This is a genomic window from Bradyrhizobium sp. Arg237L, from assembly GCF_029990105.1.
GTDB lineage: Bacteria > Pseudomonadota > Alphaproteobacteria > Rhizobiales > Xanthobacteraceae > Bradyrhizobium.
Genome location: NZ_JAQMIL010000014.1, coordinates 48,118 through 68,958, shown reverse-complemented (window position 1 = coordinate 68,958; position 20,841 = coordinate 48,118). Strand labels below are relative to the sequence as shown.

16 protein-coding genes are annotated in these 20,841 nt (G+C 61.6%); 7 read left to right on the top strand and 9 right to left on the bottom strand.

Going from position 1 to position 20,841, the window contains the following annotated elements; translation table 11 throughout:
* The first annotated feature begins 35 nt into the window (after window positions 1-35).
* Together OZ411_RS11170 and OZ411_RS11165 are read left to right on the top strand one after the other, a co-directional pair.
* Entirely contained in the window at window positions 36-791 is a 756-nt protein-coding gene (locus OZ411_RS11170) for a beta-phosphoglucomutase family hydrolase (RefSeq protein WP_130578812.1), read from the top strand.
* Window positions 792-826: 35 nt separating this feature from the next.
* Window positions 827-3,208: a glycosyl hydrolase family 65 protein gene (locus OZ411_RS11165; protein WP_282527966.1), complete on the top strand. Its 2,382-nt coding sequence runs from the start codon at window positions 827-829 to the stop codon at window positions 3,206-3,208.
* Window positions 3,209-3,276: 68 nt separating this feature from the next.
* Here the strand turns inward: OZ411_RS11165 and OZ411_RS11160 are convergent, their stop codons facing one another.
* Complete coding sequence (locus OZ411_RS11160) at window positions 3,277-5,049, bottom strand: CYTH and CHAD domain-containing protein (protein WP_282528016.1); 1,773 nt, start codon at window positions 5,047-5,049, stop codon at window positions 3,277-3,279.
* Window positions 5,050-5,467: 418 nt separating this feature from the next.
* Between OZ411_RS11160 and OZ411_RS11155 the strand changes: the two genes are divergently transcribed.
* The gene (locus OZ411_RS11155; protein ID WP_282527965.1) at window positions 5,468-5,605 is read left to right on the top strand and encodes a hypothetical protein; all 138 of its coding nucleotides are present in this window, start codon (window positions 5,468-5,470) and stop codon (window positions 5,603-5,605) included.
* Between the two features lie 237 nt (window positions 5,606-5,842).
* Here OZ411_RS11155 and OZ411_RS11150 read toward each other — a convergent pair whose 3' ends face one another.
* A complete protein-coding gene (locus OZ411_RS11150) occupies window positions 5,843-6,097 on the bottom strand; it encodes a hypothetical protein (RefSeq protein ID WP_282528021.1) in 255 nt (84 codons plus the stop codon).
* On the opposite strand from OZ411_RS11150, the gene hflX reads away from it, so the two are divergent.
* The gene (gene hflX, locus OZ411_RS11145; RefSeq protein ID WP_282527964.1) at window positions 6,002-7,384 is read left to right on the top strand and encodes a GTPase HflX; all 1,383 of its coding nucleotides are present in this window, start codon (window positions 6,002-6,004) and stop codon (window positions 7,382-7,384) included. The genes OZ411_RS11150 and hflX overlap by 96 nt on opposite strands.
* Window positions 7,385-7,387: 3 nt before the next feature.
* Here hflX and OZ411_RS11140 read toward each other — a convergent pair whose 3' ends face one another.
* The 6 genes from OZ411_RS11140 to tyrS form a co-directional block, all read right to left on the bottom strand.
* Window positions 7,388-8,347, bottom strand: a complete 960-nt coding sequence (locus OZ411_RS11140; RefSeq protein ID WP_282527963.1) for a class I SAM-dependent methyltransferase — start codon at window positions 8,345-8,347, stop codon at window positions 7,388-7,390.
* Window positions 8,348-8,623: 276 nt separating this feature from the next.
* On the bottom strand, window positions 8,624-10,309 hold the full coding sequence (locus tag OZ411_RS11135; protein ID WP_282527962.1) for an NAD(P)/FAD-dependent oxidoreductase: 1,686 nt from the start codon (window positions 10,307-10,309) through the stop codon (window positions 8,624-8,626).
* Between the two features lie 252 nt (window positions 10,310-10,561).
* Window positions 10,562-11,761 carry a serine hydrolase domain-containing protein gene (locus OZ411_RS11130; protein WP_130578807.1) on the bottom strand — a complete coding sequence of 400 codons (1,200 nt, stop codon included), beginning with the start codon at window positions 11,759-11,761 and terminating at the stop codon, window positions 10,562-10,564.
* 359 nt (window positions 11,762-12,120) lie between these two features.
* Window positions 12,121-13,818 (bottom strand): methyl-accepting chemotaxis protein, encoded by a 1,698-nt coding sequence (locus OZ411_RS11125; protein WP_282527961.1) that lies wholly within the window; start codon window positions 13,816-13,818, stop codon window positions 12,121-12,123.
* A gap of 101 nt (window positions 13,819-13,919) precedes the next feature.
* Window positions 13,920-15,161 (bottom strand): MFS transporter, encoded by a 1,242-nt coding sequence (locus OZ411_RS11120; protein ID WP_282527960.1) that lies wholly within the window; start codon window positions 15,159-15,161, stop codon window positions 13,920-13,922.
* Window positions 15,162-15,216: 55 nt separating this feature from the next.
* Complete coding sequence (gene tyrS, locus OZ411_RS11115; protein WP_282527959.1) at window positions 15,217-16,473, bottom strand: tyrosine--tRNA ligase; 1,257 nt, start codon at window positions 16,471-16,473, stop codon at window positions 15,217-15,219.
* A 165-nt stretch (window positions 16,474-16,638) separates the two neighbouring features.
* On the opposite strand from tyrS, the gene OZ411_RS11110 reads away from it, so the two are divergent.
* Window positions 16,639-17,742: an anhydro-N-acetylmuramic acid kinase gene (locus OZ411_RS11110; RefSeq protein ID WP_282527958.1), complete on the top strand. Its 1,104-nt coding sequence runs from the start codon at window positions 16,639-16,641 to the stop codon at window positions 17,740-17,742.
* Window positions 17,743-17,830: 88 nt separating this feature from the next.
* Window positions 17,831-18,508 (top strand): glutathione S-transferase family protein, encoded by a 678-nt coding sequence (locus tag OZ411_RS11105; protein WP_130578802.1) that lies wholly within the window; start codon window positions 17,831-17,833, stop codon window positions 18,506-18,508.
* A gap of 113 nt (window positions 18,509-18,621) precedes the next feature.
* Here OZ411_RS11105 and OZ411_RS11100 read toward each other — a convergent pair whose 3' ends face one another.
* Entirely contained in the window at window positions 18,622-19,269 is a 648-nt protein-coding gene (locus tag OZ411_RS11100; protein ID WP_028169230.1) for an alpha/beta hydrolase, read from the bottom strand.
* Window positions 19,270-19,622: 353 nt separating this feature from the next.
* Between OZ411_RS11100 and OZ411_RS11095 the strand changes: the two genes are divergently transcribed.
* Window positions 19,623-20,777, top strand: a complete 1,155-nt coding sequence (locus OZ411_RS11095; protein ID WP_282527957.1) for a cysteine desulfurase family protein — start codon at window positions 19,623-19,625, stop codon at window positions 20,775-20,777.
* The last annotated feature ends 64 nt before the right edge of the window (window positions 20,778-20,841 follow it).

Here is a 20,841-nt window from a genome sequence, read left to right as displayed (position 1 = left end):
CGGTTAGGGTCCTTGGGGCAAGAGGAGAGTGATCCATGCCGCAACCCAAGAGCAAGCGCATCAGCCGCGATCAGTACGACGCCGTCCTTTTTGACTTGGATGGTGTATTGACGGATACAGCCAAACTCCACGCGACGTGTTGGAAACAGATGTTCGATGAGTATCTGCTGGAGCGTGCGAGGCAGACGGGGGCAGCATTTCGTCCCTTCGATATCGACACCGATTACCGGCTCCATGTGGATGGCAAACCCCGTTTCGACGGCGTGCGTGATTTCTTGAGATCGCGCGGCATCGAACTTCCAGAAGGAGATCCAGAGGACTCTGCAAAAGTCGAAACAGTGTGCGGGCTCGGAAACCGCAAGGACGACCTAGTCGATCGTGCGATCGTGGAGGATGGCGTAGAGTCTTATGACGGGAGTGTGCAATTCATCCATCAGCTCCGCCACGATGGATTCAAAATTGCCGTAGTCACCTCGAGTCAGAACTGTGCGTCCGTCCTGCGGGTGGCGGGGCTGGACGAGTTTTTTGAGGTGCGGGTCGATGGCAACGTGATCCAGGCGCAACGTCTTTCCGGCAAGCCGGCCCCGGACACGTTCCTGCTGGCGGCACGGCTCCTTGGGGTTCTGCCGATAAGGACAATTGTGATCGAGGATGCCATTTCCGGAGTCCAAGCGGGATCTAACGGAAACTTTGGGCTGGTGATCGGCGTCGCTCGCAAGGGAAATGCGGATGAGCTGAAGCACCATGGGGCTCATCTGGTAGTCCACGATTTGGCCGAACTAACTGACTGATTAACGCCAAGTGCTGCCTTGGGAGAAACAGCCCGATGCTACACCATGAACGGCTCCGCCCGCCATCTCGCGATTATCCGGCCGATGAGTGGAATGTTATCGAAAGGTCGTTTCGACCCGATTTTCTGGCCCAGGTCGAAACGATGCTGGCACTCGGCAATGGATATATCGGCATGCGCGGCTGCCCGGAGGAGGGCGGTCCCAACGTCGAGAACGGCACATTCATCAACGGGTTTTATGAAACCTGGCCTATCGTCTACGGAGAAGAAGCTTTTGGTTTCGCCAAGACCGGCCAGACGATCTGCAACGTGACGGACAGCAAGATCATCAAGCTCTTCGTGGACGACGAACCGTTCTGGTTGCCCAATGCGCACCTCCTAGCGTACGACCGGCGGCTCAACATGAGGGCCGGCACACTCGATCGGACCGTGACTTGGGAGACCCCGTCCGGCAAGCAGGTATCGATCACGTCCCGGCGTCTGGTCTCCTTCGTGAACAGGCACGTGGTCGCTATCTCATACTGTGTGACACTCGTAGATGCTCAGGCATTTGTCGTAATCTCTTCGGAGACGACCACCCGTAAACCAAGCGGCCGCGGCGATCGCGATGATCCGCGCCTGGCAAGAGCGTTCTCCGGCCAGGTACTTCATCCGCAAACCAACTACGCCAAAGACCAGCGCATCGTGCTGTGCCATACGACGGAAAGGAGCCGCTATATGTTGGCATGCGCGACGGACCACTCGCTGGAGAGTTCTTGCTCACACTCGCACAAGGTCGCCTGCACCCCTGACTTCGGCCAGGTTGCCTACGCTGTCGATGCCAAGCCCGGCTGTCCGATCCAGCTCACCAAATACATGGTTTATCACACCTCCCACACGGCATCCGCAGAAGAACTCTGCGGCCGCGCTGAATGGACAATGGATCGCGTCGTGACTCAGGGTTTCCAGCGGCTGCTCGCCTCTCAAGAGCAGTACATGGACGATTTTTGGCGCCGGAGCGATGTTCGCATCAAAGATATTAGTGAGCAGCGAGTACAGCGGAGCACCGTAGAAATCCAGCAAGCGATCCGCTTCAACCTTTTTCATATCCTTCAAGCCTCTGCGCGCGCGGAGGGAGCAGGCGTGCCCGCGAAAGGACTCACAGGACAGGCTTATGAAGGACACTACTTTTGGGATACGGAAATCTACGTGTTGCCGTTTCTGATCTATACGTCCCCGTGGATCGCAAGGAACCTTCTGGCCTTTCGTTACAAGATGCTTCCTCAGGCACGGGCTCGCGCGAGAGAACTGGGCCATCGAGGAGCGATGTATCCTTGGCGCACAATCAGCGGAGAGGAGGCATCCGCATACTACGCGGCGGGCACCGCGCAGTATCATATCAACGCTGACATTATGTACGCACTGCGCAAGTACGTGCAGGCGACGGGTGACGAAGAGTTCTTGCGAAAGTACGGAGCCGAAATGCTCGTTGAAACAGCCCGAATGTGGCTGGACCTTGGCTTCTATTCGGACGCAAAGGGGGGAAGGTTTTGCATAAACGGTGTTACTGGGCCCGATGAATACAACGCCGTCGTGAACAACAACGCTTATACGAACTTGATGGCCCGCGAAAACCTTCGCTACGCTGCTGAGGTTGTCGAGTCTTTACGGACAGCAGAAGCGGGGATGTACGACGCACTTGCGCAAAAAACGGGGCTCGATCCCTCCGAGGTCAATGCATGGATTCAAGCCGCGGGAAGCATGTATGTGCCGAGTGATGAAACGCTGAATGTTATCCTTCAGGATGACAACTTTCTGGACAGAGAGCCATGGGATTTCCGAAATACGCCACGTGACCGCTATCCGCTGCTGCTGTTCTATCATCCGCTGAACATCTACCGAACGCAAGTGATCAAGCAGGCGGACGTGATCTTGGCGATGTTCTTGTTGGGCGACACTTTCTCGTCAGAAGTGAAGAAGCGCAACTTCGATTTCTACGACCCACTGACAACAGGCGACTCATCACTATCCTCCTGCGTCGAGGCGATCATCGCCGCACAAGTCGGCGACATGGATAAAGCATTTCGTTACGGCATGGCGGCCCTGCTGATGGACTTGGCCGATGTGGGAGGTAACGTGAAGGACGGTTGCCATATCGCCTCTATGGGTGGCACCTGGATGATGCTGACCTATGGTTTTGGTGGGATGCGGGACGATGACGGAACATTGTCGTTCTGGCCACGTCGTGCACCCGAGGAAAACGCCATCCTTCGATTTCCCATAACCTACCGCGGCCGGTTGTTGTGTGTCGAAATTGGCCTGGACAAGGTGGAGTACACGTTGCGGGAAGGTGAGCGCCTCGTGATCCGCCACGAAAAGCAGGAAGTGGAACTGACACGGGAGCATCCAGTGGCCGTTCGGCCGGTTTCGAGAAGGTGAGCGAGCCTGGATGACGGAGACAGTCGATCAGTTGTATGGCCTGCGTCCTTCCGAGCGCGAGAACCAAATCACGCCTCTGCTGCCCTCGACCACGGTGCTTTTGTTTTCCTGAAATCCAGCCACGTGTTTCGCAGGCGCGCCTCAACGCCGATCGATGCGTGTGCCTGCCAGCCGGTGATGGCGGCTGCAGCCGTGCCGCTCTGCGAGAACTCGTCACCGAGTTCTGCGAAAAGCGCGTTTGTGATCGCCATGTCGTTAAAGGAACCAAGTTCCTCCTGCAGGTCGGCCAGCCCGCGAGAGAATCGCCTGACGGACTTTCGGTCTCCGTACAGCGGCAACAGGAAGTCGGCGACGTAGCGCAGTCTCTTCGCGGCGAGCCTCAACCGGTGCAGCTTTTCCGCCGGAAGCGACTTGAAGCGGCGGCCGCGCTTGAGCACTCTCGCATGCTGTTCCGACAGGATGCGTCCGGCGAAGTTAACGGCGGGCTCGGTCAGTCGTCCGAGATCTTCGGGAGCGACGTCGCTCCGCCATCCCCGGGCCTCAATCCAGCCGCCGAGGCCGATCAGGAAACATGAGCATCGGCGGTCAGCCAACGCGAGACGTACCTTCTGGTAGGCGGCTGACCGGCGTTCCTCTGCGGCCTGCTCCAGGGCATCAAAGCCCGCGACCGAGGGACAGGCCTGCGCGATGGTCGGCAGCGTCCCCCGTTGAAACATGTCCCAATCGCGTGCGGCAGAAAGGTTTCGTGCCAGCCATCTTGCTTCCGACCGGAATGAGTCGAGATTGCCCAATGGCCCAACGGATCGCATCAAATCCAGGGCCGCGCGAAGGCGGCGCAGCGACACGCGAAGCTGATGGACTCCCTCAGGATCACGGCCGTCCTCGGCCGCTGCCAGAGACCCAAGAAGATGGTGAAGACAGGAGCGCAGGATCTTTGCGAAGGCCTCATCGAGGGATATTGTCGGGTCGAGGCGAAGCTTTCGCGGCTTCCGCAGGGCTGGCGACGCCTCGGCCGCAAGGTCAAAGCCGCGCGCCGACTTGCTGCGGATTGACGGTCGCACTGACCCATGGTCCGCGAGCCGAAGCGCGAGGTCGTAGATTGCGCTGGCGCTTCCACCCTTGAGCTCCAACTCGATCTCGCTCACGGGCATCGATTGATCGCCTGACTTCAGCACTCCCTGGTCGAAAGCGACCTCGATCGTTCCGGATGGCAGCTCGACGATGCGCGCGTGCCGGTGGATATCGGCGGTGAAGACCGCCTCAAGCTGATGACGTCGAAGATCCGAGCGCAGTTTGGCCGGGACGAAAGGCATCGCCAGTTCGACATCGGGAGCAATCGATGGGACGTTCGCCTCCCACTCGCCACGCCGGAGCGGATCGTCTCCGAATTCGGCTTTCACGGTCTGCACGAATCGTGCGCCGTTCTGGCGAACCCGCAGGCTTAATCCGTTTCGTCTCAGCGTCCGCTCGGGCGTATCGTAGTAGACGGACTTGAGGTGCTTTCGTGTGCCCTTGTTGCGCGCATTCGTCGCGATGATTGGAGCGGCGTTGAAATCCGCCATGCGATCAGCATCGACAAGGAGCTTGAGTTCGATCTCACTGCCGGCAGGCGTCGCACCGTTTTGCACAGGGATTTCTGGCGTGACCTCATCACCTTGATGCTGCGCCTCATGAAGGAGGGTCTTCGGCGGTTCCTGCGAATGAGGCTCCGCGACGCCGTGTTGCCTGGAGGCAACAGAGTCGTCCGGTCTTTTGTTGTCCTGTGCGGCAATGGCGCTATTGATCCCGTGCGCGGCGCGTGCACTTTCCCGGGCGGGCTCAGGCGTATCGTCTTCTGACATGTGCGATTGTGTGACAGTTGGATGACGATTCGATAACACAACGCAGCGCGATCCAAAAGGAAGAACGACATTAATCAATCTCTCCGGAGAGCTCATCCGTTTGGGTGAGCCAGATCAAGCCGGTTTCTCAGTTCCCGAAGCTTTCAGTCTGGTCCTCTCGATGGAACCGACGCATCATCGCGGCATCGCGGCCCAAGAAGGCGATGTTACGGGTCGGGACTGCACAACTCCCGATACTGCCGGACCCGAGCGTTCATCGCTCGGCGGAACGCAGCCTGGACTGCAAAACGAGGAAAACCGCCAATAGCCGAATTCTGCCGCGCGAATCCATTTGCCGCCATCCGATGCGAGTGGTTGAATCGGTTGCAATTCGACTCGTTGAAATCCGGAAAATGCAAAGGTCAGCGAGGTTTACGCTATGCTTGCCGAAAAGTTCTTTCTGGTATTGGAGACGCTAAGAAGCCACGCATCCGATGGTGAACCCCAGATCGTGATCAGCACCACGCCGCATGTTCCAATCATTGTGCTGCGCAGGAAGCCCGCCAAGGCTGAGTGACATCGCTATCTGGAGAGTCGAGGCGAGAACGAGACCTGCCACCCCGCAGCGGCTCATTGATGCGGCCATTATATTGAAGCCCGTTGGTCCGTCTCGTTTGTTTATGCCGCTTCACCTATGTTGAGGACGCTGCGTCCACGTCTGTTTCCCGAGTGAGATAGCGTCACGTCATCCCGTTCCAATGCGATGGCTGTTCGACCGCATGGAGCGCTGGTTCGGCGTGCGAAGATCGTCACATCAGACATTGATCCATAGCTCCCGGGATTGTCTTGAACCCAGCACCAGCAGACAGGATTCGCGATAGCGACCCGTCCGCGTGCAACGCACAGGCGCGACTTCCGCGAGATGCCAGGCGATCGGTCGTCTGCTGAGCGCCTCACGCACAGGATAAAGCCAATGGCAAAGACTGGAGAAAGCCGCGTGGCAGAGGAACGCATCCCGAGCGCGATCCTGGTCGGCATCCAGCTCCCGGGCATCGACGACCACGCGCATGCCGCGAGCCTTGCGGAGTTGGGCCGTCTGGTGAAGACGCTCGGTTACGAAGTTGTCGGCACGCTATCGCAGAAGCGCGACGAGCTCGACGGCGCGACGGTGCTCGGCAAGGGGAAACTTGAGGAGCTCGCAGCGATGACTGGCGGGACAGGCGTTGTCGGATCGATGGCACACGTCCGGAAGCCAAGGGCCCGCGAGCGCTTTGAAGACGCCGACGGGAAGGAGTCGGCCGCCGGGCCGACTGAGCCTGATTTGGCGGCGCCATTGATGCCGGAATACGTGATCGTCGATCATGACATCTCGCCGAACCAGGCGCGCAATATTGAACAAGCAACCGGCGCGGAGGTACTGGATCGGACCGGGGTGATTGTGGAGATTTTCCATCGTCATGCACATAGCCGGGAGGCGAAGTTGCAGGTCGAGATGGCGCGCTTGAAGTATATCGCGCCACGCCTGCGGGAATCGGCGGCCGGTGGCGAGCGGCGGCAGGGCTACGGTGCGGGCGAATCCGATCTCGAGGTCGAACGACGTAAGATCCGCGACCGTCTCGCCGAGCTGAAGGAGCAACTGTCGGCTATTCAGCGGGATAGCGACCAGCGTCGCGCCGCACGTCGCGATCAGCTTCGGGTCGCGCTGGTCGGATATACGAACGCAGGGAAGTCGTCGCTCATGCAAGCCCTCACGGGTAGCGAGGTCCTGATCGCGGACAAGCTGTTCGCGACGCTTGATACGACGGTGCGCGCTCTGCGGCCGGAAACGACGCCGCGTATACTCGTCTCGGATACTGTGGGCTTCATCAAGAAGTTGCCGCATGACCTCGTGGCGTCGTTCCGATCCACGTTTGCCGAAGCGCTGGAAGCATCGCTATTGCTGTTCGTCCTTGATGCGTCCGATCCGACCTACGAGTCGCAACTCGATGTGAGCCGCAACGTGCTGCGCGAGATCGGCGCGGAGGTCGTTCCGTCGCGCCTGCTCCTCAACAAGATCGATCGCGTGAACGAGGCGGATCGCGCCGCGCTCCGCACGAAGCACCCGGACGCGATTTTCCTCTCTGCAAGGTCGCCGGCAGACGTGGCGGCACTGCGCGAGACGATCATCGCTTTCTTCGAGGCTGCGATGGTGGAAGAAGAATTCGTGGTGCCGTATGCGAAACAGCGGCTGCTCAGCGACGTGTATGGGCACGTGCACGTGCTGTCGGAGAACTACGACGCCATGGGCCGGATCATTAAGGTGCGTGGTGTCCCCGGTGCAATCGCGCGCCTGCGAAGAACCCTTGCCGCGTCCTGAGGCTTACTTGAGACGTGTAACGGTGCGGCGGCCGCGCGCCACCAGCAGGAGATGGGTGGCGCGATCCATGAACTCCGCACTCGCGGCATACGCCGTCTCAAGCCGCTTGAGTTCGTCGGCGAGATGACTGTCGTCCGCCTGCAAGACCGGATTCCACCGGCTATCCGGCGTGAACCGGCTGTGGAACAGGTCGAGACCTCGCAGATCTTCAATCTCGAAATTCCCCGCGAAATGGCTTCGCAATTCGACCGCGGTAAACAGGTGAAAGCCGAATGCCATATGCCGGCCGTCGCAGAGGTCGATTTCACACCGGTCCTTGATGTGATCATGTTTCAAGCTGCGGACGTTCTCCACCGAGTCCACGAAGGCCGTTGGCGTGCTGCCAATCGGGCGCACGGTCGTTATGAAATGTCCTGACGTCACACGCGCGATCTCAGTCGCGATATCCGTCAGCCTTTCAGTGGGCAGATGACTGAGTGCGCTGTACAGGCACAGCGTGATATCGACCGAGCAATCGGGTTCCGGCAACCGGTCCGAAAGGTCTGCGACGTCGAATGTGAGACTTACCCCGGGGAGGCCGGAAAGATTTCGAGCCGCCAAGCGGGCCCGCTGGATCTGTGCCTGCGCAATGTCAAATCCGCGCGCGGTGATGCTGCTGAACCCGAGCGCCTGTGCGCGCATGACCAGTCGTCGCAGCCATGTGCCGGGCCCGCAACCCGCATCGAGAAACCTGACCGATCTTGCCCCGGAAGCCCGCAGGTCAGCCAGTCTTGTTTCCAATACGTCCCAGACGCACCGATCCGCATAGGCATGCATCCCGTCAAAGGCAAATGGTTGCGAAGGATCGCCATCGGCATAGGCGCCGTAATCGTCGCCAGCCTGATTGTAGATGTCGGCAACGTCATCCGCCGCATCATTATCGATGGCCAGGGCGGAACGCCCGGATCGGGGCGAACCGGTCATAGCCGATAGCCATTTCCGTGAAAGGATCGAATCCTGATCAACCATATGAAGTGGCCTTTTCGGTCACACGCCCTTGCCCGCGTCATGGCGATGCGGTGGCCGCCGGGCGCTGAGTAGCAGCCGATGCCTGGATCATGTGCCCGGGTTGATAGGAAATCGAGACGAATTGCCGTCGCGCTTCATAAGCGCGACATAGGTGGACGATCGCACTTCAAGGTCTTCGACGGGCCGGGAGTGGCGACACCGAACGCCGCTCCCGGTCAATGATTGTCAGGTTCATTCGGCCGCAATTGGGTGCACCGTTCCACCCTGGCCTTCGCTCGTGAACATGAAGCCCTCGTAGCCTTTCTCGGCGATCTCGGCGCACTTCCTGCGGTAGCCGCCGACGCCTTCTGGGCCGAGATAGGGCAGGAAGCGATGAGCCTTGCCGGCGATGTTGGCTCCCATGTACCACGAATTGGCCGTGGTCATCAGCGTCGAGTTGACCACCTCCGCGACGTGAGTGCCCCACGCTTCCTGCGCCTGCGGGCTAGCCTCGATGGTCGCAAGCTTGCTTCGTCGCATGTGGGCGATGCATTCGGTGATCCACTCGACATGCTGTTCGATCGACACCGGCATGTTCGAAAGCACCGAGGGGCTCTGGGGGCCGGTGATCATGAACAGGTTCGGGTAGCCGGCGATCGCGACGCCAAGGTAGGTCACCGGGCCGTCCTCCCATTCCTGCGCCAGCGCCCTGCCGCCACGCCCCTTGATGCCGAGGCATTTCAGCGGGCCGGTCAGGGCATCGAAACCAGTGGCGACGACGATGATGTCGAGCGGGTATTCTTTGCCGCCGGCGCGAATCCCATTCGGCGTGATCTCCTCGATCGAGCCGTCGGTGCTCGCATCCACCAAAGTTACGTTCTTCTTGTTGAAAGTCTCGAAGTAGTTGGTGTCGAGCGGCTGCCGCTTGGTGCCGTAAGGATAGGTCTTGGGTGTCAGTTTCTCGGCCGTGACCGGATCGTTGACGGTGGAGCGGATCTTGCTCTTGAGGTAGTCGGCAATGATATTGTTCGCCTCCTTGGAGAAGAACATGTCCTGATAGTTGGCCAGCCAGAAGGCAAAGCCTCCTGCATCCCACATCCTGTCGAATTCTCGCTCGCGCTCCTCAGGCGTCGCTTCGAGCACCGACCTCGGGATGAAATCCAACTCGAAGCCGAAGAACGAGTCCTTGATGCGCCGGCGGATCCCGTCGTAATCGGCCTTGCGGGCCCTGGTGACCTCGGGATCGACACTGCCGTTGCGCGCCGGCACGCAGAAGGCCGGTGTACGCTGGAACACCGTCAGGTGCTTGGCCTGCTGCGCGATCTCCGGGACCGCCTGCACTGCGGTGGCGCCGGTGCCGATGACCCCGACACGCTTTGCGGTAAAGTCGACGCCGTCGTGTGGCCACTGGCTGGTGTGGTAGCACTTGCCCTGGAAGGAGCCGAGCCCTTTGAACGGCGGCATGTTGGCTGCCGACAGGGCGCCGACCGCGGTGATAACGAAACGCGCTTTGGCGACGTCGCCGTTGTCGGTGCGCACCGTCCAGAGCCCGGTGTCCTCATCGAGGACGACCTCGGTGACGCGCTTGCCGAACTGGATGTCGGGCTTGAGGTCGAAGCGCTCCGCGCAGTGCTCGAGGTAGCGCAGGATCTCGTCCTGCTCCGGATAGCGCTCGGACCAGTTCCATTCCTGCAGCAGGTTCTTGTCGAACGTGTAGCAGTAAATGTAGCTGTCCGAGTCACAGCGTGCGCCTGGATAGCGATTCCAGTACCAGGTGCCGCCGACGCCGTCGCCGGCCTCAAACACGGTGACATTCATGTCGAGCTTGTCGCGCAACGAATGCAACATGTACATGCCGGAGAACCCGGCGCCGATGATGATCGCATCGTAGTCTGCTTTGGCGCCTGCGCTGCGCGAGTCACCTTGCACGTTCGTCATAACACTTCTCCTCCTGTGAGCAATGCCCCTGAAGTTCGGACCAGTTTTCTTGTCGTTATCGCAATACCCTCTCGATGCCGCTCGGCCGATGGATCGCGCGCACCATTTCGAATTCGGGGATGACAGAGGCCAGCCTGCCGAAGGACAGACTGGCCGACTGCATGCGGTTCCGGCCACGAATGCCGCAAACCACGCAGATTCAAGAGCCGCGAAGCGTGGCGGCGCGAGGTAGGCCGCTTCGCTTCATCGGCACTATGCCGCTGCGCGCACCTCTCCACTTGCATAGGCGGCTGTCTCGAAATCGAGGTAGCCGCCGAACGATGTCGGATCTCCGAACGGCAGGATCTGCGTCGCCCAATATCCTCCGAACCCGTTCTTTCGATCGATCCAATAGAACAGGTTGGCGAGCCCGGCCCAGCCGATCGAACCTGCCGGGCGGCCGGTCGGAGCGTCCTCGTCGTTGACCATGAAGGTGTAGGACCAGGACTTCTTCAGTCCGGGGAAGAACTCCGCATCGTTCGACAGGGTCGGAATCACGCCGGGCAGCATTACCACGGTCTGGTGCGCCTCAAGGCCATTACGTACGGCGGCCTCGACCGTCTCTTGCTTCAGCACGCGGCCCTGTGGCCCCGCTCCATCGTTCAGCCACATGCGGATGAATTTCATGTATTCGCCGATCGAGGCGTAAAGTCCGTGGCCGCCCATGTCGACCTCCGGCTCGGGTGGCAATTGCAGATCGGGAAGGGGGGTCAGCGCGCCATCGGCTTCGCGCTGGTGGATGACGGCAAGGCGCTCACGCATCGAAGGCGTCAGCGAAAAGGCGATATCATCCATGCCGAGCGGCGCAAAAACCCGGTCCTTCAACACCTCTCCGAGGCGCTTGCCGCGAATGCGCTCGACGACCTGGCCGCACCAGTCGAGGTTGCTGCCATATTCCCACTTGTCGCCGGGATCGAACAGGAGCGGCGTCATCAGTGATGCCCTTGAGCAGGTGATCACGCTCGGCTGGCCGTGTTCTTGCGCGAGGCGAAAGTAATTGGCGTTGAAGAAGTCGTAGCCGAAGCCGGCCGTGTGCAGCATCAGCATGCGGGTGGTGATGTCGCGTTTCGGCGCCCGCAGCGTTGGCCTGCCCTGCGCGTCAAAGCCTTCGAGCACCTCGACCTTGCCGATCTCGGGAACGTAGGTCTTGGCCGGGGCGTCCAGGTCGAGCTTGCCTTCCTCGACACATTGCAGGACCGCCGTCCCGGTGATTGCTTTTGTGGTCGAAAAGATTGCGAAGACCGTGTCGGTCGTCATTGCCTGACTGCCGCCAATGCTACGCTCACCGGCTGCGCCTTCGTAGGTGTTGGCCGAGCGGTCGGTGATCATCGCCACCACGCCCGGAACGCGGTCTTTGCCGGTCACTACTTTCTGCAGAACGCCGTCACACGCGGTTCTCAAGTCGTTACCCATTGCCGTTCCTCCCGTTTGGAATTGACCAAGCTCGATCCTGTCTCTTCTCGACAGGCCGCCGTCAGTCTCCGCGGAACGATGTCAACCGTTGTAACGTATCAAGATCGGGCTGCAGTCCGATTGCCCCAGCGCCGGTTGCGCGAACGAAGTCCGACGGTGGCCGTGGCAGCAATAGCGATTGGCGTCTATTCTTGCGCCGGGTTTCCACCCACGCGTCAGGAAGACTAGACCGGTTTCTTTTTGTCGGCCACGCATTTCACCTGGCATCTCAAGGCGCCAAGAATTTTTTCGCTGAGACATGTCAGCGAAGCTGACACGTGCGACTTTCTTTGGGCTGCATCAGACGGCAAGGCGCCGGCTCACGCGGCGCGGACGCCGGCGAGGAAGGTCGAGACTTCGCCGGAGAGCTGCTCGGCCTGCTTGGACAGGTTGCTCGCTGCGGTCAGAACGAGGCCGGCGGCGTTGCCGGTCTCGTTGGCCGCGGCGCTCACTCCGCCGATATTGGTCGTGACTTCCTTGGTCGCTTCCGCCGTCTGCGACACGCTGCGTGCGATTTCGGCCGTTGCTGCGCCCTGCTGCTCGATTGCGGAGCCGATCGAGGTGGCGATGGTGCTGACTTCCTCGATCGTGGCGGTGATGCCGTCGATCGCCTCGACCGCTTCCTTGGTCGCGCCCTGGATCTGCGCGATGCGCGTGGCGATCTCTTTGGTGGCTTCCGCGGTCTGGCTTGCGAGAGTCTTGACCTCGGAGGCGACCACGGCAAAACCACGGCCGGCTTCACCGGCACGTGCGGCTTCGATCGTCGCGTTGAGCGCGAGGAGGTTGGTCTGCTCGGCAATGCTGGAGATCAGCTCGGCGACGTGCTCGATCTGCTGGGCGCCGTCGGCGAGCGCCCGCACGATGGTATCGGTGCGGCGCGCGCTCTCGACGGCGCGGCCGGTGACATTGGCCGACTGCGCGACCTGGCGGCTGATCTCGGAGATCGAGGAGGACAATTCCTCGGCGGCCGAAGCTACCGTCTGGACCCGAGAGCTTGCCTCCGTTGCGGCCGAACCGACCACCGCGGCACGGTGATTGGTGCCCTCGGCGGTCGAGGACATCGACTTTGCGGTGGCTTCCAGCTCGCTGGATCCCGACGCCATCAGTCCGACGAGCTGGCCAACCGATGCATCAAAGCGATCGGCGAGGGCGATCAAGGCGTCGCGCTTTTCCTTCTCGCTCCGCTGCTTGGTTGCAACCTGTTCGGCTTCCAGCGCCCGTGCGGTGATCGCGGTCTGCCGCAGGACCTCCAGCGTTTCCGCCATGCGGCCGATCTCGTCACGGCGGCTCGTCTCCTCGACCGCTTCGTCGAGCGAGCCTTCGGCAATGCGCTGCATCCGGTTCTTCTGACGCTCCAATGCGCCCACGACGTCGCGGGCAATCAGCCACGACAACAACCCCATCAGCAACATCAGACCGCCGCCGATCGCGCCAAGCTCCAGCAGGACGGCATTCATGTCGGCGTCGATATCATCGACATAGAGACCGTAGCTCATGACGATGTTCCACGGCTCGAAGCTGCGAACATAGGTCATTTTCCGCGCCGGCACGGTCTGCCCGGGACGCGGATAAAGGTAGGATGTGGTGCCGCCTTCCGGGCTTTGCCGGCCGGCAGCGATCTGGGCATCCGCGATCAGGACGCCATTGGCATCCTTGGTGCCGTTGATCTTGCCTTCGAGCTTGGGATTGGCGCTGTTCAACAGCAGCGACGTATCGGCGATATTGTAGGCGTTCGGATATCCCTGGCCGTTGTTGAAAGTCATTTTCCGGCCGCGCTGGCGAAACTGCTCCTTCGCCTCGGCGACCGTCATCTTTCCGGCAGCGACATCCTCCTGCAGCGACTGCGCCACGCCGTAGAGCAGGTCGGCCGCCGTCCGCATCTGTGCGACGCGGTCGTCCAGCATGCGGTTTCGGTTGATCCAGGCCGCACCCGCGACGATTGCGAAAACGGTCAGTGCCGCGAGAGCCACTATGCAGGCGAGTTTGGTGCGGATCGTCAGTCGGCTGAGAAGGTTCATTGCGGCCTCTGCGGGTATCGTGTCCCGAGGCATAGCAGGAAGTGTCTTACCAATCGTGAATCGGGTATGCCATCAAGGGGATACCTCCGAGGCGCCCTTGATCAGCGGCGCAGTGCCGGCACGACCAGGAACGGAATCATTCCCAGGATCACGCTGACCAGCGCGAATGCGATCACCGGATTGTAGCTGTGGGCGAAGTCGTGGATCAGGCCGCCGGCCCAGGATCCGAACGCGGAGCCGAGCCCGCTGCCGATCGAGATGGTGCCATAGATCGTGCCGACCCGCTTGCCGCGGAAGATCTTCATCGCGGTGGCCGTGATCAGCGGGCCGCGCGAGCCGATCATGCTGCCGAAACAGACGACGAAGCCGGTCAAGAGCCAGAAGTTCGGATACCACTGCAGCAGCCAGAGCAGGATGATGCCAAGGATCGAGATCGCATAGCTGAGCAGGACTGACGGCCGGCGTCCGATGATGCTGTCGAGTTCGGAAACGCCGAGCATGCCGAACAGCAGCACGACGCCGCTGAACCCCCAGGCGGTCGCGGCCTGTAGCGGCGGAAAGCCGGCGTCGATCAGATAGGCGACGATCTGTGCCGAGATCGCGTACATGCCGATCGCGGTGAAGAAGAACGTGGCAAACAGCGCCCAGAAGGCGTGGTGGCGTATCGCGCCGAGCAGCGTCCAGCCTTCGTCTACGATGTCAAGATCGGCTTTCTTCACCACATGCGGCGAGCCGCGCGAGAACCGCTGCCATGGCAACAGCAATAGCGGCACCAGCAGGCACAGCGCCGTGATGCCGAAGATCTGGTAGGCGCCGCGCCAGCCGACGCGATCGATCAAGAGTTGCGAGGCCGGCAGCAGCACGAGCACCCCGGCGCCGGTTGCGGAATAGACCACCGCCATCGCGGTCGGCAGGCGAGGGCCGAACCAGCGGCCGAGCAGGATCGAGTTCGGCACATTGCCGATGAAGGCGATCCCGACTCCGACGCAGAGGCCGATGCTGAATTGCAACTGCCACAGATATTGCGCATGCGCCGCGACCAGGAATGAGCCGCCGAGCAGGAACAGGCCGAGCGAATAGACGACTCGCGGCCCCGAATGGTCGAACAGGCGGCCGATCAGTGGCGCCGTCAGGCCGCCGACAAGCCAGGTCAGCGAATAGACCGAGACGATCTGCGCGCGATCCCAGCCGAAGCTCTCCGAGATCGGTTTCAGGAAGACGGTGAAACTTTCGCCGAGGCCGCGGCCGATCAACGCGAGCGCAAAGCACAGCGCGAGCACGTTGAGCGCGACGCGCGTCGGCGGCTTCGCAGCGATTTCCTCCCCGGGCGTGTTCTTGTCCATGGGAGGAGGGAGCGCGTTTCCGCAGCTCCCCACAAGCCGCAAAAAGCGAATGCGCCTATGCAGCCTTCAACAGGACGTGCCGCTTCTTGCCGAGCGACAGCTTGATCACACCTTCCGCGGTGAGGTCGGACGGCGTCAGCACCATCTTCTCGTCGGTGACGGCGACGTCGTTGACGCGCAAGCCGCCGCCCTTGATCTGGCGCCGCGCCTCGCCATTGGAGGCGACGAGGCCGGCCTTCACATAGGCGGCCAGCACGCCGATGCCGGCATCCAGTTCGCCGCGCGGAATTTCGATCGTGGGCAGCGTCTCCGCGAGCGCGCCTTCCTCGAAGGTGCGGCGCGCGGTCTCGGCAGCCTCAACGGCGGCATCGCGGCCGTGGAGCAGGGCGGTCGCCTCGGTCGCCAACACCTTCTTGGCCTCGTTGGTCTCGGAGCCCTGCAGCGCCTCCAGCTTCCCGATCTCGCTCATCGAAAGCGTCGTGAACAGTTTCAGGAATCGTCCGACATCGGCATCTTCCGTGTTGCGCCAGTATTGCCAGTAATCGTAGGGGCTGAACTGGTCGGCGTTCAGCCAGACCGCGCCGGCTGCAGTCTTGCCCATCTTGGCGCCGGAAGCGGTGGTCAGCAGCGGCGTCGTCAATGCGTAGAGCTGATGGGTACCCATGCGGCGGCCGAGGTCCACACCCGTGACGATGTTCCCCCATTGATCGGAGCCGCCCATCTGCAAATTGCAGCCGTACCGACGTGCCAGTTCGACAAAGTCGTAGGACTGCAGGATCATGTAGTTGAATTCGATGAAGCTCATCTCCTGGTCGCGTTCGAGGCGGAGCTTGACCGAGTCCATGGAAAGCATGCGGTTCACGGAGAAGTGGCGGCCGATATCCCGCAGCATTTCGATGTAATTGAGCTTGGTCAGCCACTCCGCATTGTCGGCCATCACGGCATCGGTCTTGCCGTCGCCGAACGTCAGGAAGCGCTTGAAGACGTGCTTGATGGATTCCTTGTTCGCGTCAATTTGCTCGATGGAGAGAATTTGACGCGTCTCGTCCTTGCCGGAGGGGTCACCGACGCGCGTGGTGCCGCCGCCCATCAAGGTGATCGGTTTGCCGCCGGCGCTCTCCTGCAGCCAGTGCAGCATCATGGCGGACAACAAATGGCCGACATGCAGGGACGGGGCCGTGCAGTCGTAGCCGACATAGGCCACGACCTCCCCCTTGGCGGCGAGCGCGTCGATGCCCGCCGCGTCCGACACCTGATGAACGAAGCCGCGCCACTGCAGCTCATTCATAAAATCCGATTTAAATGTAGTCATTTGTCGGCGACTCTGATCATTCTTGTTTTACGGTAATTGCAGCCGGTTGCGGAACCATGACCGAACGGGCTGCCGCCGCGAGGCGCGCTGTGGCATTATAAGATGTGCTTGTTTGATACAAGCCGGGCATCAGGGCAGGGCAAAAGGGGCGTCGAAGGCACAGGGATGATGTTGACCGCACTCGGTCTGATGAGCGGGACCTCACTCGACGGGGTCGACGTGGCACTGATCGAAACCGATGGAAAGCAGGTCAAGTCGTTCGGGCCGTCCGGCTACCGGCCCTACACCAATGCCGAGCGCAGCCTGCTGCGCCAGGCGCTTACCGAGGCCGTCCATCTATCGCACCGCGACGCCCGGCCCGGGATCCTTGCCGAGGCCGAACGAGCCGTGACGCTGGCGCATGCCGAGGCGGTCGCCGCCTTCACCGCGCAGAATCGCATCACGCCGGAGGAGATCGACATTGTCGGCTTCCACGGCCAGACCGTGCTGCACCGGCCTGAGCGCCAATTGACGGTGCAGATCGGCGACGCCGCGGCGCTGGCGAAGGCGATCCACATTCCCGTGATGTATGATTTCCGCGCCGCCGATGTGGCGTCTGGCGGTCAGGGCGCGCCGTTCGTGCCGGTCTATCACCGGGCGCTGGTGCAATCCGTGCAGCGCGAGGGGCCGACCGCGGTGGTCAATGTCGGCGGCGTCTCCAACATCACCTATATCGACGGCACCGACACGCTGATCGCCTGCGACACCGGTCCCGGCAACGCGCTGCTCGACGACTACATGTTCCGCATGATGAGCCAGCCGTTCGACACCGACGGCCGGTTCGCCGCCCAGGGCAGGGCCAATGAGGCCTGGATTGCCCGCGCGCTGGAATTGCCGTTCTTCGCGCTGCCGCCGCCGAAATCGCTGGATCGCAATGATTTCGCCGCATTGAAGCTCGGGGACGTCGCACCCGCCGACGGCGCGGCGACGCTGACCGCCTTCACCGCGGCCGCGATTGCCCGCGTGGTGCCTCTATTGCCGAAGGTGCCGAAGAGCTGGATTGTCGCCGGCGGCGGTGCGCGCAATCTGACCATGCTGCGGATGCTGCGCGAGCGGGTTGCGCCCGCGACCGTCGAAGCGGCCGATGCGCTCGGCTGGTCGCCGGACGCGATCGAGGCACAGGCGTTCGGATTCCTCGCCGTGCGCGGCATGAAGGGCCTGCCGCTCAGTTATCCCGCCACGACCGGCGTGCCGATTCCCATGACCGGGGGTGTCATCGCGCGGCCTTAAAGGGTAGATGCAATTGCATCCTTCTTGACTGTTTTATGCAAATGCATTTAGATGCATGCGAGTGCATGAAACTAGCGAGGAGTGCGCCATGGCCGCTGCGTTGAAACTGATCAGCCACAAGCTCTGTCCCTATGTGCAGCGCGCGGTGATCGCTCTCGCAGAGAAGGGCGTCGCCTTCGAACGGATCGATATCGATCTCGCTAACAAGCCGGACTGGTTTCTGAAGATATCGCCGCTTGGTAAGGTGCCGGTACTGACGGTTGCGACCGAAAAGGGCGAGGTGGCGCTGTTCGAGAGCAACGTGATCTGCGAATACATCGAGGAGACGCAACCTGGCGCCAAGCTGCACCCGCAGAACCCGCTTGCGCGCGCCGAACATCGCGCCTGGATGGAATTCGGCTCGGCGATTTTGAGCGATCTCTGGGGCCTCGAGACTGCCAAGGATGCCGCGACCTTCGAGGCCAAGCGGGAGGCGGTCACCACCAAATTCGCCCGCATCGAGGCGGCGCTCGGCGCGGGTCCGTACTTTGCAGGCGAGGAATTCAGCCTGGTGGATGCGGTGTTCGCGCCGATCTTCCGCTATTTCGACGTGTTCGACGAATTCATCGACCTTGCGGTGTTCAAGGACATGCCGAAGGCTCGGAAGTGGCGCGCGGAGTTGGCGAAACGCCCGAGCGTGAAGGCCGCGGTTGGCGCCGACTATCCGCAATTGCTGCGCGCCTTCCTCAAGCAGCATGACGCGCATTTGTTGAAGCTTGCGGCGTAACGCGGCCGTCTTCGTAGCTAGGATGGAGCGGAGCGCAATCCGGGGCCGCTCGTGACGCGGATGCAGTTGTCCCGGGTTGCGCTTCGCTCCACCCGGGCTACGGGATCGCGGCGTCAGCGCACGTTGGCGAGACGCATGTCGAGATAGCCGGTGACCGTTTCCATCAATGGCTCAAGCTTGCCGTCGAAGAAATGGTTGGCGCCGGGGATGATCTGCTGATCGATCACGATGCCCTTCTGCGTCTTCAATTTCTCGACCAGCGTGTTGACGTCCTTGGGCGGCACCACGGCGTCCTTGTCGCCATGCACGATCAGTCCGGAGGAAGGGCAGGGCGCCAGGAACGAGAAGTCATAGAGATTGGCCGGCGGCGCGATCGAGATGAATCCCTCGACCTCGGGCCGGCGCATCAGAAGCTGCATGCCGATCCAGGCGCCGAACGAAAAGCCCGCGACCCAGCAGGCGCGCGCCTCGGGATTGATGCTCTGCGCCCAGTCGAGCGCGGAGGCTGCATCCGACAATTCGCCGGTGCCGTGGTCGAACGAGCCCTGGCTGCGGCCGACCCCGCGGAAGTTGAAGCGCAGCACCGAGAAGCCGCGATGCGCGAAGGCATAGTAGCACTGGTAGACGATCTGGTGATTCATCGTGCCGTGAAACTGCGGGTGCGGATGCAGGATCATGGCGATCGGCGCGTTCTTCTGCTTGGCCGGGTGGTAGCGGCCTTCGAGACGGCCCGCCGGGCCGTTGAAAATAACTTCAGGCATCAGTGATCCCTTGAGTGATCCTACGCTTGACCCTTGGTTGGCGCTGAGCAATCAACCGAGTTGTGCTGACTTCATCGGCCCCCGGCAGATAAAGTGGCTGGATTTACCGTGAACGGCGTCGTCAGGCGGCTTCCCGCGAACGAACGACGCCTCGGTTGGTTTTTGAGGCCCGCGCGTTCTAGCATGAGGCGAGGGGCAAAAAGCAAGCATCTTGAACAACGCCAAGCGTGTTCAATGCGTTAGCTGGTGATTGCGGGCGGTGCTGCGATCACCAACTGGCATAACGCCGGCAGGATTCGAGCGAAGATTGCCGGCTAGAACCCGCAAGAAGTGCTAAGGTATTATATTACTCCATGGCGGACCGCGTCTATCTCGACTGGAATGCGACCACGCCGATTCGCCCCGAGGCGAAGGCGGCGATGGCTGCCGCGTGGGAGCTGTGCGGCAATCCGTCCTCGGTGCATGCCGAGGGGCGGCAGGCGCGGCGGCTGATCGAGGAGGCGAGAAGCGCGATTGCCGCGGCGGTCGGCGGCAGGGCGCAGGATGTGGTGTTTGCCTCTGGCGGCACGGAAGCGAATGCGCTGGCGTTGACGCCGGGGGTGCGACGCGGCGGTGGTGCTGCTGTCCAGCGGCTCCTGGTGTCGGCGATCGAGCATGCCTCGGTGCTGTCAGGGGGACGCTTTGCGGCCGAGGCGATCGAAACGGTCGCGGTGACGCCGTCAGGCGTGCTGGACCTCGATGATCTCCGCGGCAAGCTTGCTGACGGTCCGCCGGCATTGGTGTCGGTCATGCTGGCCAATAACGAGACCGGCGCACTGCAGCCGGTCAGGGAGGCGGCCGAGATCGTTCATGCCGCCAGCGGCTTGCTTCACGTCGATGCGATCCAGGCCTTCGGGAAAATTCCCTTCGATCTCGGCTCATTGCAGGCGGATATGGTGACGCTCTCCGCGCACAAGATCGGCGGCCCCAAGGGCGTCGGGGCCATGGTTCTGGTGGAGGGCGTGGAGAGGCTCGAACCGCTTCTGCGCGGCGGCGGCCAGGAGCTCGGGCGCCGCGCCGGTACGGAGAACGTTGCCGGCATCGCGGCCTTTGGCGCGGCTACCAAGGCCGCGATGGCAGGCCTCGCGACCGACGCAGTCCGGCTGCAGGCCCTAAGGGACCGACTTGAGGTTGGCCTGAGGGAAGTTGATGGTATTATTGTATTCTCGGATGGCGTGCCTCGGCTGCCCAATACGACGCTGTTCACCGCGCCCGGGCTGAAGGCCGAGACAGCCGTGATCGGCTTCGACCTCGCCGGAATCGCGGTATCCTCGGGTTCCGCGTGTTCCTCCGGAAAGGTCCAGCCGTCACATGTGCTGGCCGCGATGGGGTTCCGGCCGGACCTCGCCCAGGGAGCAGTGCGGCTTAGTCTTGGCTGGTCTACATCCACCACAGACATAGATTTGGCCGTAAAGGCTTGGCTAAAGCTCGCCAATACCTTACTTAGAGTGGGACGAAACACAGCTTGAACGGTTCTAAGCGGGTTTTCGTCCACTAACCGTACCACTCTTTAGAACTGATCCACCGCGGTCC